Origin of the sequence: Psychrobacter sp. TB20-MNA-CIBAN-0197, assembly GCF_040309765.1 — a bacterium.
GTDB lineage: Bacteria > Pseudomonadota > Gammaproteobacteria > Pseudomonadales > Moraxellaceae > Psychrobacter > Psychrobacter submarinus.
Genome location: NZ_JBEOPC010000034.1, coordinates 1 through 15,548, shown reverse-complemented (window position 1 = coordinate 15,548; position 15,548 = coordinate 1). Strand labels below are relative to the sequence as shown.

Sequence of the window (15,548 nt, the reverse complement as noted above, 5' to 3'; positions counted from 1 at the left end):
TTCGATAGCGATAATTTTAGCTTTGCTGACGATCTAAAAAAGCTAGATAAAGGCTCTCTTTATCTAGCTTTGCTGTACTTATACTGATTATGGTTGCTTTAAACTTAGACTTCTAAGACGATCTTGCCAAAGGTATCGCCCTTTTGCAGCTCAGTATGAGCCGCTACCGTCTCTGATAAAGGATAGCTGTTTTGAATATGCAGCTTGAGAGTACCATCAGCAACTTGCTGCAAGACGCTTGCCATATCTTCGCCATTAGGCTTAACCGCATAACCTTCGATAGTGAGTGCCTCACTGCCAGCGGCTTTGAGTTTATCCACCCAGATAGTAGGCAATACATAAACTCGGCCATCAGATTTCAGGGTACTTAGTGCTTTTACCCCAGCATCATCACCGACTAAATCAAGTAATACATCGGCTTGTAGATCTGGAAAAGCCTTATCTTCGGTGTAGTCAATCCAGCCGGCAAGCTTGCTTTTATCAATCAAACGATCAAGCTTGTCATACTTCTCAGGCGAGCAAATCACGGTAAGCTTGATATTGTCTTGTGCCGCTTTTTTCATCAATAACTGCACGACTAGCTGCCCCACACCGCCTGCTGGCGCATTCATTACTACATGCTCGCCTGCCTTTATATCAGCAAACTGCACAAACTGTAGCGCCGTCTGTCCGGCACAAGGCGAAGCGCCTGCTTGCTTTAAGCTGACGTTGTCCGGAACTTTAGCCAGTAGTTTGCTATCAACGACAACGTACTGGGCATAACAACTGCCATCAAAGCTTAGCGCAGCTACTTTATCACCTACTGCAAAATCAGCGCTATTACTTTTGACCACCTCTCCTGCTACATCAAAACCTAGGATAGCCGGCTGATTATGATCGAATTGATTTTTTTGAATGTTGTCAGCCCCCCAGCCTTTGCCTTGGCGAGTCTTATAATCAACCGGATTGATACCGGCATAAGCCACTTTAATTAATACTTGTTCTTTGTCAATCTGAGGAACATCGATACCCTCCTCATACTTCATAACTTCAGGCTCGCCGAATTCACGGATGACAACGGCATGTTGACTAGTAGGCAGTGAGACAGTAGACATAATTATCTTCCTTGTGTTTTCGATTTATTTTAGGTGCTTGTTATTCTTAAATGATTGTCATTTTTCGATCAGTAGTAGCCTATACTGTTTCGTATAGGCTATATATACGCTCAAACCAGTGTAAACTCAGCGCTAATCGGTAGATGATCAGACAAGGTAGACCAAGGCTTGCCAGTGTGCACCCACGCGTCTTTGACTTTTAGGTTACGCACATATATCCGGTCCAGACTGAGTACTGGCAGCTTAGCAGGAAAGGTTGGAGACAGCTTGCCATGACAGTGTCTAAACGCTTCTATCATGCCTAGATTAGAAGCTAGTCTATCGCAAGACATCCGCTTCCAATCATTGAAGTCGCCGGCCAAAATAAGCGGCTGATCATCATCGATCTCGTTACGCATATATTGACTAATCGCTTCGTACTGCTTAACTCTATCGCGCTCAAAGAGGTTCAAATGCGCGCACAAGATAACTAGTGGCTTCTCCCACCCTAAAGGCTGTACTTCGCAATGTAGTACCCCGCGCTGCTCCAGTTTATTCACCGTAATATTGACATTGTGTTTAGGATCTAATGGAAAGCGGCTTAATACTGCATTACCGTGATGACCGTTTTCGTACTCTGAGTTTTTGCCATAGCTGTTTTGTAGTTGCAGATATTCACCAAACCACTCATGCTGCGACTGATCGGGATACTCATTGTATTGCATATTGCGTTTGAGATTTTGGCCTTGCACTTCTTGTAAGCACAGTACATCAGAACCGATGGACTCTAATGCTTGGGCAATACCTTGCATTTTGACCTGCCGATTCAGTGGCGACATGCCTTTATGTATGTTGTAACTGGTTAAAATAAAAGATTGTGTAGTCATAGAGTTGGCATTCTTGAGCTAAGAAAAGGGATGGGTCTCATAAATTGATAGTGAAACCACTACCTAACCATAGGGTTAAGATAAAAGAGCATTGATCCGTAGCGAACCAATGCTCTGTTTAGATCTATTTACGCTTTATGGCCATGACTTATTCATTAATCATGACTTCATGGACGCTGACTAGTAGCGAGTAACCAGAGCGATCGGCTGATCTTCACCCATAATCTCTTCAGGTAAGAAGATAACATCACCGCCGTTATGCATAACGTGCTCGATGATAACGCCAATCGCATCATCAGTAACCCCTTCTCCCGATGCATCATCTACAGGGGTTAAAGACTGCGCTTTTTCGTCAATCTTAGCTGGCTGGATGTACCAACGACGCACATATAGGGTCTCGCCGGCGCCTTGAAAGGCACTGCGATAGACTTCTTGTAGGTCAGTCTGTAGCATACTGGCACCGCGTGCTTTGTCAATCTCGCCCATCGCCTCAGTATGTAATGAGCTGCGATACTCTTCCACCGACTCTTGCACACTATCGATGATATGCTGAGCACTGCCATCATCTAGATTGGTCACATTGGATACTGTAGCGATGATATTATCAGGACGGTCACAGACTTCTTTATAGTAACCGATATTTTTTGCATCACCGACGATAACTAGAGGTAGCTTATGCTCACCCCATAGCTCTTGTACGCTTTTATCGACTTGGTTAAAGAACTCTTTTAGATGGCTGCTTTCGTTATTTGATGAACGATCCGAACCACCATCGCTAGTCATATATAAGCCGTTGTTATCAATAGGGAAAGGTATGTTTTCCATATTGTTTTGCTTATCATCCTCAGGCTGAAACTCTGCTACTACGCGATCATTAGAGGCTTCAATCAAGCGCGCCATATTACGGGTAATGACCACCGCATAAAAGTGTACTGCGCTTGCCATATCACGGACTAAATCACGTGTTGCAAAGCTATCGGAGATGACTACCCGCTCAGTCGTATCTATAGGCATACGCACCACTTGTACATCATCTGTACTTGCAAAGATAGCTAGAGTATCGAGGTTATAATTATGATTTAATTCATCTATCTTGGCGTGAATACCTTCTAAAATCGTTGTTGCGGTCTGCTTATCATATTCTTTATTTAGACGGTCTTCGGCAACTTTTAGCTGGTTCTTTAGGGCAATAGGATCTTTTTCGTTTGCAGGATGCTCACGGTGGGTTTTGACAAAGATACTTACCGCAGGGTTTGCTTTGGTTTCGCGTAAACTCTTAAGCGTCGCTTTCATAAATCATGCTCCTTATTTTATTATCGTTTGTTTTCTAGTAGTTTTGTTTTTTAGTGCTAGTCTTTCAGTGCTTTTCTATTGGTGATTGTCTTTTAGTGTTTATCTTTAAGTGATTGTTGTCTTAACAATTATGATGCTAGCAATTTCACTCTATAAGCTATATGGTTGCTTTGCAAGCAAATGATAAGGCTTTGTAAGCAAATTAAAATAAATCCTAGATTCATCATACCGCTGGCTATCGCTCAATCCCATCAAAAATGCAGCAATAAGCGTTCGTGCCAATAGCAGGACGTCATTAACATATCGACTTATTGGGCACGAGCTATAGCATCAGAGCCATGACATAGTATGCGAAAAACACTCGCTATAATTCGCTATAGCTATAAAAGCTTGCGGCTTGCATTCTCCACCAAACATACCCATCTTTTATCTTATACCTATTTTTAACCCTTACTTTGGATATTTTTATGACTGCTTTAGCGACCCATTTGCGCCTTGTTGATTTTCCTTCAGCAACGCCTAATCATTTACAACAACAAGTCACGAAAGCTATCGATGAAGCCAATGACTTTTTGGATCAGCTCAGTGCCTCTCAAGACCAAGACTCTACCCCGATACGCGCGGAACAAGCGCTTGATGATATCATGCAGTTCGATCATATTAATTTAGCACTAGATCGTAGTTGGGGCGTGTTGTCGCATCTTAATAGCGTGATGAGTAATGATGATATTCGCCACGTGCACCACGAGTTGCTACCGATGTTATCGGCTTATGGTACTCGTGTTGGGCAGCACAAGCCGCTTTTTGAGCGCTACCAAGCGATCGCTGAGGATACAGAGCTCTACTCTCAGCTTGAGCCTGCGCGCACACGGGCGATTGCTTTGGCGCTACAAAGGTTTGAGCTATCAGGGGTAGCGCTGCCAAAAGCGCAGCAAGAGCAGTTTGCCACTATTCAAAGCAAGCTATCGACTCTGTCCGCCACTTTCTCCGATCACATCTTGGATGCAACCCAAGCTTATGCTTTGCCTCTACAAAATGAGCAATTGGCAGGGGTAACGGAGAGCGGTCTTGGTCTGCTAGCCGATGCAGGCGAGCAGTATAAGGCTCATCAGCTGGCCTGTGATAAGCTAACGCAAGCTGAAATCGATGCGCTGCCGACGCCTTATTATGTGGCGACGCTCAATATTCCTGTTTATTTAGCCGTGATGACACACGCCGATGATCGTCAGCTCCGCGAAACTTTATACAAAGCTTATGTCACGCGCGCCTCAGAGTTTGATACTCATACCAACGCCAAAGGTGAGTCGTTAAACAACGCCGATATCATGAGTGACATCCTACAGCTACGCGAACAAAAAGCGGCGCTGCTTGGCTTTGATAACTATGCCGAGGTGTCACTATCGACGAAGATGGCGGATAACGTCGCTGAGGTCGAGACGTTTTTACGCAGCTTAGCGGCCAAGGCAACACCCGTTGCCCAGCAAGATCTAGCGCAGTTACAAGAGTGTGCCAAAGAGTATGGTATTACCGACTTACAGCCTTGGGATAACGCTTATATCGCCGAAAAAGTGAAGCAAAATAAGTTCAATCTATCCCAAGAAGCCATACGTCCTTATTTCCCTTTACCCAAAGTCATTGAGGGATTATTTGCCATTGTTGAGCGACTTTATGGCATCACCGTTATTGAGCAAGACTCAGCGGATAATGAAGCGAATACGTCCGCTTCGCTTTGGCACAATGACGTGCGCTTTTATCAGCTATTCGATAGCGATGATAGCTTGATTGGTGGGTTTTATTTCGATTTGTTTGCGCGCAGTGGTAAGCGCGGCGGCGCTTGGATGAGTGGCTTCCAAGCGCGCTATCGCTATGATAATGAGGGTTATGAGCAGTTGCCTGTGTGCTTTATGGTCGGTAACTTTACACCAGCCCTCGCCGGTAAACCCAGCTTACTCACTCACGATGAAGTATTGACCCTATTTCATGAGTTCGGTCATGGTCTGCACCATTTGCTAACACAAGTGAGCGTCGGCGATGTGGCCGGCGTCAATGGTGTGGAATGGGACGCCGTCGAGCTGCCGAGCCAATTTATGGAGAACTGGGCATGGGACTCTGAAGGGATTGCGCTTATTAGCAGTCACGTCGAGACGGGCGAGCCGCTACCGCAAGACAAACTTGACGCCCTGCTTGCCGCCAAAAACTTCCAAAGCGGTATGCAAACGCTGCGCCAAGTCGAGTTTGCTTTGTTTGATTTACTCATTCACGCGCAAACGCCCGCGCCCGATTACGAAGGTATTTTAGCGACACTAAACGCGGTACGCGCCGATATCGCTATCATGGATACGCCTGATTATAACCGCTTTGCCAATGGCTTTAGCCATATCTTCGCAGGCGGCTATGCGGCGGGTTACTATTCTTATAAATGGGCTGAGCTATTATCTGCTGATGCGTTTAGTAAGTTTGAAGAAGAAGGTATTTTTAATCCCAGTACTGGCAAAGCGTTTCGCGATACCATACTGTCAGTAGGAGGCAGCTTGCCTGCTAAAACCAATTTCGAGAACTTCCGTGGTCGCAGCGCGAGTATTGACGCTTTACTGCGCCATAGCGGTTTTGACATGGTAGATAGCAAAGCTGCCAATACACAGATATCAAATGAGGCCGGCTAATGCGTTATCAATCTGAGCGCCCTAAACGCCGATTTTTGGCAGGGGTGCGCTGTCCTAAATGTCAAGCGTTAGATGCTATTGTGCAAGTCAATATATTCGTTCCGGAAGCGGATGAATATATCGAATGCACCCAGTGCGATCATAGCGAGCGTCGCCCTGATTCTGATGAGGTCAGCGCAAAAAAACATCTTGAGGATCAGCTAGCACGCGATGCTATGCCGACTGGCACTCATGGTACAGTTAAGTTTAAACCTTGAGCGCAGCAATAAGTATTTTATAATTCTGTCTTTATTCTCAAGGCCTATCAACAGATAGGCTTTTTACTTTTAGTTTGCTATAGTTTTGTTATAGTATAGCCACCTGACTTCTAGTAGCCACTGGCAAGCGTATGACTTCCAAAAAACCACATTCTACCTTTAGCAAAGGCAAAAAACACCAGTCTGCAAAACCACGTCATAAAAAATGGCTAGTGGCGATATTACTTTTGCCTATTCTTATCATCGGCTATCTGTTTTGGTCGCAGCCTTCTTCTGATACCACAGTCGCACCTATGGTCGCGCCGCCGACAGTATCTCAGCAAAATGAAGCGGCTCGCTCTGCCGACCCTAGTACAGACCCTAGCGCAGAAGATGCTATTATCGAGTCGGATACCAAGAGTGATAATGATGCTATTAATGGCTCTAGCAATGACAGTATTGTTGATGAAAATTTGAGCGCTAGTAAAGATAATGCCACTGAGAATAAATCGAATGTAGCCATACCGAGCTCGAAGGCTATTACCGATGCACCTATACCAGAGACTGATACGCTCGCCAAAGAAGAGATCGACCGCTTAGCTGATGAGCATCAGCGCCTAAAAGAGCAGGAGAACATCGATGCTGAGCAAATTGAGATGACTAAGAGCTTGATGCAAATGAAAGCGCAGCAAATCGAATTACTCGAACGACAAATCGCTGAATTAGAAGCAGAGCAAGCGGCTCAATGATAATCTAGTTAGTAAGCGCTGACTTATCAAAGCTATCAACAATAGGACTATCGTCATGGCTACTATCGAGCAAACCCATACGCCTATTTTGAACAGTAACGCGCAAGTCCTTATCTTACCCGTCAATAGCGCTGGCGTCCTGTTAGATTCAGTATTAACGCGCTGCAAGACGCTTTATCCTGACAACTATCAGCGTTACCATCGCGCGTGCCGTGATGGCAGCCTAATGGTTGGCAGCTGCTTACTACACAAGCGTCAACGTGAGCTTGCCGGTCTTAGCGCCGCGCATAATGGTAATCAGCCAAACTACATTGCCAATTTAGTCATCTCTGATCACCCTTATCATTCTGCTCGCACCCGCTGGCTCACTGCAGCTTTGATAGATCTGCAACAGCAGCTGATGCCGCTGATTCGCTATCAAGGCGTCCGCAAAGCCGCTTTATTAGCGCGTCCCCTCCTCGCCTCTAGCTCTGCTAATAGGACTGAACCTAACCGTACTGGTCTGACGACAGAGACGACGGCTCTTCCTTTGGATTGGCATTCAGTGGTTCTACCCTTGATTAATCAGCACTTGCAAGCGCTCCCTAAATTACGTATTGCAGTGCATACTCCTAAGAGCCTTTCGCTATAAAGGAGGCTACTTTACAAAGTGGCTATTGTATAATTTTGACTCATCACCCGTGTTCAAAGCGTGTTTTGTAAAATACCCTGTATAGTAAAATCAAAATATGCTAAAAACAGTGCTTACTACTTAATGACTAAAGCGACGAGCGAGACTGTCGTTAAGCGGCGACGAATGCCGCGACTTAAAGCATTTTGATATAAAGCGTCGCGATCTACAGTATTATAATTTTCTGACAAAAGGACTGTCTATGAAAACCCTCAGAACTCCCGACTCGCATTTTGATAATCTACCTGACTTCGATTTTGCGCCAAATTATTTGATGGTTGCTGATGGCGACGGCGGCGAGCTGCGCGTACATTATCTAGATGAAGGTAATAAAGACGCTGACCCTATATTACTACTGCATGGTGAGCCGTCATGGTGCTACCTGTATCGCAAAATGATACCGATTCTGACCGCAGCGGGACACCGTGTTATCGCGCCGGACTTGCCAGGATTTGGGCGCTCGGACAAGCCGGCCTCACGTACCGACTACACTTATCAGCGCCATGTTGACTGGATGCAATCGCTAGTGGAGCAGCTAGATTTGCAAAATATCACTCTGTTTTGTCAAGATTGGGGCGGTCTGATTGGGCTACGACTTGTCGCGGATAACTCTGAGCGCTTTGCGAGAGTCGCGGCTGGCAACACCATGCTTCCCACCGGCGATCATGACCCTGGTGAGAGCTTTCGTCAGTGGCAGCAGTTCTCACAGGACACGCCAGAGTTTCATGTTGGCGGTATCATCAACGGCGGTACAACTACTGAATTATCACAGGCGACCATAGATGCATACAACGCGCCCTTCCCTAATGAGACCTACAAAGAAGGCGCAAGGCAGTTCCCTATACTAGTGCCAACGACGCCTGATGATCCCGCCTCAGAGGCTAACCGCGCCGCTTGGGGCAAGCTTGGTCAATGGACTAAGCCTTTTATCACTCTATTTGCGGACTCCGACCCTGTGACTGCAGGCGGAGATAAAATTATGCAAAAGCTGATACCAGGTACCAAAGGTCAAAAGCATACTACAATTGCTAACGCCGGTCATTTTTTGCAAGAAGATCAAGGTGAGCATATAGCTGAGTTATTAGCACAGTTCATCGCTGACAACCCATAGTAGGATATACTCTCGATAAACCTGCCGCAGAGCGCTCTTTATTTATGTTGTCATATACGAGTAAAGAGTTACTGTATATGCAGCAACTCCTTATCGTGTTTACTTCTGTAGCCGTTAAATAGTAGTTTGATATCAACACCTTGTTTAAGCTCAGATCATCCCTTAACATCCTTTTTAAGAGTATGAGATAAATCTTAACTCACTTTTATAAAGGATAAACAACAATGTCAAACAACAATAATAGCTCTAATCAAACTCAAGCAAATCAAGATCAGACGCAGTCTTATGATAATGATACAGTTACAGGCGTAGAAGTCGTCAAAGACGATACTGTGGTCTATGAAGATGGCGACTTTGAAGAGTATAACGAAGCGCATGATTTTGAAGAAGATAGTCAAGACAGCTCGGCTAAAGACAGTTCAACTAAAGACAGCATCGAAGATCTAAAACAGTCAGTCGACCAAACATCGAATAATGACAAAGATGACCAGTCGCAAAAAGCGAGCAAAGATAAAGACACTGATAAAGAGCAAACGTCTAATAAAGCAGACAATGCTAAAAACAAAGCTAGCAGTGATAAAGAGAAGTCTAAACCTAGCGAAGATGATAAAGACTCGCAAGACAGTAAAGCTGGCAAGAAAGATAGTGCTGATAAAGAGGACAAATCTAGCTCAGCTATGGCAGGTATTTATCAGTGGGCCTCAAAGCTCAAAGATGACCTGACCTCTGATACTGGCGGCATGACTCAAGACGTCTCTGAAAAAGCGACGGCTATGATGCTCGGTAAACTTGTCGATGCTGCAGACCTTGAACTGGCTGCGTTTGATAAAAGCTTAGAAGTTGCAAAAAACCTCATCGCGACGGCAGAAGAGAGACGCGAAAAGATTGTCGCTCGTAAGGACAAGTATCAAGGTATGATCGATCAGCTAGACCAAGAATAATCCCTTTAATTGATCAGCTTCGAAGTTTAAAGTGCTACGAATCCAATGTCGGATGTTTACTTTTAAGCATTCGGCATTGGATTTTTCGTTAACGTTTTAAAAGAACTTTATTCTATATATCGCCACTAGTGGTTTTTTATATCCAAAATCTTTGACATATTATTGCTACCAACAAGCCCTTAGAGCTTAATTATTTTGAAAAAACAGACCAGCCTGTCTGCTCTCCGAGTAGCTCTAAAGCTTTGGTCCCAAGTTTCGAGTTGCCGACTGAATTTAGGCCCGGTGACCATACTGCAATTGCGCCTTTGCCTGGTGCTATGGTAAGAATACCGCCACCGACGCCGCTTTTACCCGGTAGACCCACCTGATAAGCAAACTCTCCAGAGCCATCATAGTGACCACACATCATCATCAACGAATTGATCCGCTTAGATTGCTGCGGGCTGATTACCTTTGCCCCTGTGGGTTGATTGACGCCATTGGAGACCAAAAACAGACCGGCACGGGCCAACTGCTCACAGCTCATCGCAATCGAGCATTGATAAAAATAAGTGTTGAGAATGTTATCGACATTGTGCTGTAGATGACCGAAGGATTTCATAAAATGCGCAAGCGCCGCGTTGCGATCTTCGTGGTCAATCTCAGACGTCGCTACTTTGTAGTCAAAGCAGATCGTCTCATCGTCTGCGATAAAGTGCACAAACTGCAATATTTCATCTAATATTTCTGTGGGCTCGCGTCCGAGCATTATCGCATCGACCACAGCAATGGCGCCTGCATTGATAAAAGGGTTGCGCGGCCTGCCCGATTCATATTCTAGTATAGTGATCGAATTAAAAGGATCACCCGAAGGTTCGCGGCCGACATGACGCCAAAGCGCGCTGCCGAGTTTGCTCAGCGCAAGGGTTAATGTAAATACTTTGGAAATACTTTGTATAGAGAACAGCGTTTTGGCGTCGCCTGCCGAGTACATTTGCCCATCCGGGGTCGCAACAGCAATGCCGAATTGATTGGGGTCGACATGGGCGAGCTGCGGAATGTAATCTGCCACTTTTCCGCGCTCTGTCTCTAGCGCCATTTGGGCGGTAATGTCATCCAAGATTTGTTGCATCATAAGGAGTAACCGTGTTTTATAAGTTTTCTTAAATAGCGGTGATTTTAACTTAATTTAGCAGGATGTTGCGTGCAGCTTACGACACTCAACATTGTAAAGTACAAATTACTTTCATCATATTATTCAGAAGCAAAACCCATACAAAAACCGCCCTAACTATGAAGCTAGAGCGGTTTTTGTATTTGTACTCAATTAGATTGAGCTAAAACTATTTATTCAGCAGCGGCATCTTGCTCAACGCCTTTCATAGTCAGCTTAATGCGACCACGGTTATCGACGTCTTGTACTAAGACTTTAACGGTTTGGCCCTCAGATAGATAGTCAGAAACATTCTCGACACGCTCTTCAGCGATTTGTGAGATGTGTACCAGACCATCTGTATTTGGTAAGACGTTCACGAATGCGCCAAAGTCTACGATACGCGCGACAGTACCTTCATAAGTTTTACCGACTTCAACCTCAGCAGTAAGCGCTTCGATTTTACCGATAGCGGCTTTGGTTGCGGCTTTGTTTTCGCCAAAGATACGGATGGTACCAGCATCATCGATATCGATGACAGCACCTGTCTCTTCAGTTAGCTGACGGATCATCGCGCCGCCTTTACCGATGACGTCACGAATCTTATCAGGGTTGATCTCAATCACTGCATAGTTCGGTGCATGCGCATTGATTTCAGTACGGCTCTCAGGCAGTACTTTATTCATTGCATCTAAGATATGGATACGACCCGCATGAGCTTGCTTAAGCGCTTGCTCCATGATGTCCGGCGTAATGCCTTCGATTTTAATATCCATTTGCAGGGCGGTGATACCGTCTTTAGAACCAGCAACCTTAAAATCCATGTCTCCAAGATGATCTTCGTCACCTAAGATGTCAGATAAGACCGCAAAGCGCTCGCCTTCTTTCACTAGACCCATAGCGATACCAGCGACTGGTGCTTTAAGTGGCACGCCTGCGTCCATCAAGGCAAGGCTAGCACCACAAACAGAAGCCATAGAAGAAGAACCGTTTGATTCTGTGATCTCTGATACCACGCGGATGACATACGGGAAGCGTTCGCTGTCTGGTAGCATCGCTTGCACACCGCGGCGCGCTAGGCGACCATGACCAATCTCGCGACGCTTTGGAATGCCTTCGCGGCCGGTCTCGCCCACTGAGAAATGCGGGAAGTTATAATGCAACATGAAATGATCACGGATCGTACCCGCTAATGAGTCAATCATATTGACATCACGGCTGTTACCCAAAGTGGTGGTCACTAGCGCCTGAGTCTCACCGCGAGTAAATAATGCTGAACCATGCGTATAAGGAAGCACGCCAACTTGTACGTCTAGCGCACGCACAGTATCCAAATCACGGCCGTCGATACGCGGCTTACCTGACAAGATGTTGTCACGTACCGTACGATACTTAAGGTCATTATAGATGTCTTTTAGCTCAGCGACTTTGCTACTGTAGTCCTCAGACTCGCTATCACCTGCTAGCGCTTCGATAGCGGCGTCTTTAATTTCATCAAGTTTCGTGTAGCGATCTTGCTTGTTTTTAATGCTATAAGCATCAGCCACTTGCGCGCCGAACTGCTCTTTCATAGCAGATTCTAGCTTCTCATCGGTCTTTGGTGCTTCATACTGCTGCTTAGCCGTACCGACTTCCTCAGCTAGCGAGATAATATTATCGATGACAATTTGCTGCTGCTCATGACCGTAGAGTACCGCACCAAGCATTTGATCTTCTGAGAGCTCAGCGGCCTCAGATTCAACCATCAGTACAGCAGACTTAGTACCAGCAACCACTAGATCAAGATCACTCTCTTCGAGCTGTTCAAGTGTTGGGTTTAGGACGTATTCGCCATTCATAAAGCCAACACGCGCCGCTGCTACAGGGCCATTGAATGGCGCATCAGAGATAGCCAGTGCCGCTGAAGCACCAATGAGGGCTGCGATATCAGCAGACTGAGTCTTATCTGACGAGACAACCGTCGCTGTGATTTGAACTTCGTTGACATAACCTTCAGGGAATAACGGACGAATCGGACGGTCGATAAGACGTGAGGTTAAGGTTTCGTTTTCACTAGCACGGCCTTCGCGTTTGCCATAAGCGCCTGGGATTTTACCCGCAGCATACATTTTTTCTTGATAGTTAACGGTCAACGGGAAGAAGTTTTGACCTTCTTTAGCGTCAGACTTGACGACCGCTGCAACTAAAACCGTAACACCGCCCATATGTACCATAATAGAGTTTGCTTGACGGGCAACACGGCCAGTCTCGATAACGACTTGCTGGTCGCCATATTGAAACTCACGGGTAATGGTATTAAACATTGACTGGTTTGACATATAAATTTTTTCCTAATGTTGAATGACGAAAATGATAGTCGCCTGTATAAACAGCGCGCGTATCGCTCGTTAAAACTTTTAATAAATGCTTTGGCGCCTGACGACTATCGATAAGCTAAACAAACCAAGCTCCACCGCGCCTATAGTAACTTATGTGCTTATATTAACTAATGTGCAAGTACTGGCACTGAATAAAAATCCATATATTATATTTTACTTCTTTATAAACTTGATAACGCTACTAGTATCAATAATCTTGATAGCACTTTTATACCATCGCCTATTTTACAGAGATTTGTGGCCATTGACCAATTAATTGCAACCCTAAGCACTCTTTATGTTAGCGACTGGTTATTGTCATAACAGGCTTTGCGACCTCTGCTATTTTACAATCTGGTTTACCACTTCAAATAATGATAATGGGTCAACTATCCATACGGCATAAAAAAACGGTGTGAAACTATTCCACACCGTCTTATACTGCTCAAGTCTTGCTGTATTAATCTCATCTACCTTATCGGTAGAGGTTAAATTAACGACGCAGACCTAACTGGTTGATCAAAGTAGAATAACGACCAAGATCTTTACCTTTTAGGTAATCAAGTAGTTTACGGCGAGTGTTAACCATACGGATAAGACCACGGCGGCTATGATGATCGCCTTTGTGCTCTTTAAAATGGTTCTGTAGATCGTTGATACGAGCACTCAATAGAGCAACTTGTACTTCTGGTGAGCCAGTATCGTTTTCGCCGCGTTGGTATTGGGCGATGATTTGTTCGCGATCGGTATTCGTTAGCATAATAGTCTCCAGCAATGCTAAGAGTTAAATAACTTATTCAATCAATTTGAACGGTTATCAAACTATAAAGTAAATAAAATAGCCCACTTCTCATTCAGGGCAACCCTGCATTACTAGAGTTACCCTATTGACAAGCAAGCTTAGGTGGTTAGCTTCAATTTAAGATATAAGCAATACCAAGTCGGTGAAACCATGACGTTGATAAAATTATCGTAATGGTAAGTCTGTAGTCTAAAGACTATAAGCCTTCCCTATTAAAACTTGGCGCTAGTATAACAAAAAACGGCTCAACTAGCAGCAATTATTCGCAGTAGTTTGAACCGTTTACAATTTAAGCCGTGTCCACTCTAAGCTATTTGTAGTTTAAATTATATAAACTAGAGTAGACATGGCAAAAGTATCGATAGTTATCAGTTAGCTTACTTTTTATTCAGATCGTCTTCTTTAGCAGTTCCGCCTAAAGCATCATTATCTAAAGGGGCAGTTGTTGCCTCGGCTAAGCTATCAGGACTCTTATCTTCTTTTGGGTTGATGTCGTCAGCTAGCTTTTCGATCCGCTGCTCTTCTGTGTCCATGTTTTTCTCTGACTTATCCATATTATTTCCCTATCTGATTGCGTTGACCTGTTGTTGTCTTGGCATTCAATGAATACTTACTGAAAATTAAGCTATTACTTATCTTTCTTAGCTTCTTTTACATTATCAGCAATACGATCTGCTGCAGCTTCACTATCTGTCGTGTGGTTGTCTTCTGTCTGGCTCTTAAGAGACGCTTCTGCTGACTCTGAACGCTGCTGTTCAAGCTTAGTATCGTTTGGGTTAGGCTGTGTCATAATAATATCCTCTGTAAGTTAAGTTATCATTGTTAAATGATTGGTTATCAAAATTATCTAATTTTTAGAATGTATTAGTATCTGTAAAAAACGGCTCATTTAGACAGTGCTTTATCGATAGCTTCAACGAAATTATCAATATCATCTGGGTTGCGTGAAGTGATTAAGTTACCATCGACCTGCACGGTTTCATCAACGAAAGTTGCTCCGGCATTCTCTAAATCTGTCTGTAAGGAATGATAGGCCGTCAAGGTTCTACCTTTAGCAATACCAGTATTAATAAGTGTCCAAGGCGCATGACAGATAACAGCTAAAGTCTTATCGCTGTCATTAATAGCTTTTATGATGCTATGGGCTTGCTCGTTACCACGAATGGTATCAGCGTTAACGGTACCACCCGGCAATACTAAAGCATCGTACTCATCGGTATTCGCCTCTTTGGCAAAGATATCAGCAGTGAACGTATCACCCTTATTGACATCCTGATTCATCGCCTGAACTTCTTTGTCATCGTTGGTTGTTATGAGCAGTGTCTTATAACCTTTGTCTTTAAGCTTATTATTGACCTCTTCGTACTCAGCTTGTTCAAAGTTATTATGTAATAAAAATGCAATAGTCTTCATGGACCACCTCTTTTATTCGTAACGTTAATTTAGCTTGCTGGTATTATCATTATGATTGCTTAGATTCACTTTAATAGTGTGCTATTAAGTGCTATTGTTATTTGATGTCTCAAACTTTCCTTCACTGGAATTATAGTTATTATTTACTTAGATTAACACACCAAGTGCAACGCTAATTAATATTATAGAACGCCTGCATAGGCGTCTTAAACCCTAATCGT

General features: G+C 44.4%; 15 protein-coding genes. 6 read left to right on the top strand and 9 right to left on the bottom strand.

All coding sequences use genetic code 11. From position 1 onward, the window contains the following. Positions 1–104: 104 nt before the first annotated feature. The 3 genes from AAEY83_RS10775 to AAEY83_RS10765 form a co-directional block, all read right to left on the bottom strand. Positions 105–1,094: an NADP-dependent oxidoreductase gene (locus AAEY83_RS10775; protein WP_025646194.1), complete on the bottom strand. Its 990-nt coding sequence runs from the start codon at positions 1,092–1,094 to the stop codon at positions 105–107. A gap of 110 nt (positions 1,095–1,204) precedes the next feature. Continuing rightward, positions 1,205–1,960 carry an endonuclease/exonuclease/phosphatase family protein gene (locus tag AAEY83_RS10770; RefSeq protein WP_025646196.1) on the bottom strand — a complete coding sequence of 252 codons (756 nt, stop codon included), beginning with the start codon at positions 1,958–1,960 and terminating at the stop codon, positions 1,205–1,207. A gap of 180 nt (positions 1,961–2,140) precedes the next feature. After that, positions 2,141–3,253: an AOC03_06830 family ribosome hibernation factor gene (locus AAEY83_RS10765; protein WP_025646198.1), complete on the bottom strand. Its 1,113-nt coding sequence runs from the start codon at positions 3,251–3,253 to the stop codon at positions 2,141–2,143. A gap of 467 nt (positions 3,254–3,720) precedes the next feature. Here AAEY83_RS10765 and AAEY83_RS10760 point away from each other — a divergent pair, with 467 nt between their 5' ends. From AAEY83_RS10760 to AAEY83_RS10735, 6 genes are all read left to right on the top strand, one after another. After that, positions 3,721–5,916, top strand: a complete 2,196-nt coding sequence (locus tag AAEY83_RS10760; RefSeq protein ID WP_025646200.1) for a M3 family metallopeptidase — start codon at positions 3,721–3,723, stop codon at positions 5,914–5,916. Then, positions 5,916–6,173, top strand: a complete 258-nt coding sequence (locus AAEY83_RS10755) for a YheV family putative metal-binding protein (protein ID WP_025646202.1) — start codon at positions 5,916–5,918, stop codon at positions 6,171–6,173. The genes AAEY83_RS10760 and AAEY83_RS10755 overlap by 1 nt, the downstream gene beginning before the upstream one ends. A gap of 131 nt (positions 6,174–6,304) precedes the next feature. Beyond that, positions 6,305–6,901 carry a hypothetical protein gene (locus AAEY83_RS10750; RefSeq protein ID WP_037059294.1) on the top strand — a complete coding sequence of 199 codons (597 nt, stop codon included), beginning with the start codon at positions 6,305–6,307 and terminating at the stop codon, positions 6,899–6,901. A gap of 55 nt (positions 6,902–6,956) precedes the next feature. Further along, a complete protein-coding gene (locus AAEY83_RS10745; protein ID WP_025646204.1) occupies positions 6,957–7,532 on the top strand; it encodes a hypothetical protein in 576 nt (191 codons plus the stop codon). A 241-nt stretch (positions 7,533–7,773) separates the two neighbouring features. Then, complete coding sequence (locus tag AAEY83_RS10740) at positions 7,774–8,682, top strand: haloalkane dehalogenase (protein ID WP_025646206.1); 909 nt, start codon at positions 7,774–7,776, stop codon at positions 8,680–8,682. 224 nt (positions 8,683–8,906) lie between these two features. Next, positions 8,907–9,623 carry a hypothetical protein gene (locus AAEY83_RS10735; protein ID WP_025646208.1) on the top strand — a complete coding sequence of 239 codons (717 nt, stop codon included), beginning with the start codon at positions 8,907–8,909 and terminating at the stop codon, positions 9,621–9,623. A gap of 190 nt (positions 9,624–9,813) precedes the next feature. Here the strand turns inward: AAEY83_RS10735 and AAEY83_RS10730 are convergent, their stop codons facing one another. The 6 genes from AAEY83_RS10730 to AAEY83_RS10705 form a co-directional block, all read right to left on the bottom strand. Further along, positions 9,814–10,737, bottom strand: a complete 924-nt coding sequence (locus tag AAEY83_RS10730; RefSeq protein WP_264673173.1) for a glutaminase — start codon at positions 10,735–10,737, stop codon at positions 9,814–9,816. Positions 10,738–10,949: 212 nt separating this feature from the next. Then, positions 10,950–13,058: a polyribonucleotide nucleotidyltransferase gene (gene pnp / locus AAEY83_RS10725; RefSeq protein ID WP_025646213.1), complete on the bottom strand. Its 2,109-nt coding sequence runs from the start codon at positions 13,056–13,058 to the stop codon at positions 10,950–10,952. A 547-nt stretch (positions 13,059–13,605) separates the two neighbouring features. Next, complete coding sequence (rpsO, locus tag AAEY83_RS10720; RefSeq protein ID WP_025646214.1) at positions 13,606–13,875, bottom strand: 30S ribosomal protein S15; 270 nt, start codon at positions 13,873–13,875, stop codon at positions 13,606–13,608. A gap of 416 nt (positions 13,876–14,291) precedes the next feature. Next, positions 14,292–14,468: a hypothetical protein gene (locus AAEY83_RS10715; RefSeq protein ID WP_198013331.1), complete on the bottom strand. Its 177-nt coding sequence runs from the start codon at positions 14,466–14,468 to the stop codon at positions 14,292–14,294. A gap of 74 nt (positions 14,469–14,542) precedes the next feature. Beyond that, positions 14,543–14,704 (bottom strand): hypothetical protein, encoded by a 162-nt coding sequence (locus AAEY83_RS10710; protein ID WP_156923971.1) that lies wholly within the window; start codon positions 14,702–14,704, stop codon positions 14,543–14,545. Positions 14,705–14,799: 95 nt separating this feature from the next. Next, positions 14,800–15,327 (bottom strand): type 1 glutamine amidotransferase domain-containing protein, encoded by a 528-nt coding sequence (locus AAEY83_RS10705; RefSeq protein ID WP_025646216.1) that lies wholly within the window; start codon positions 15,325–15,327, stop codon positions 14,800–14,802. Between the last annotated feature and the right edge of the window lie 221 nt (positions 15,328–15,548).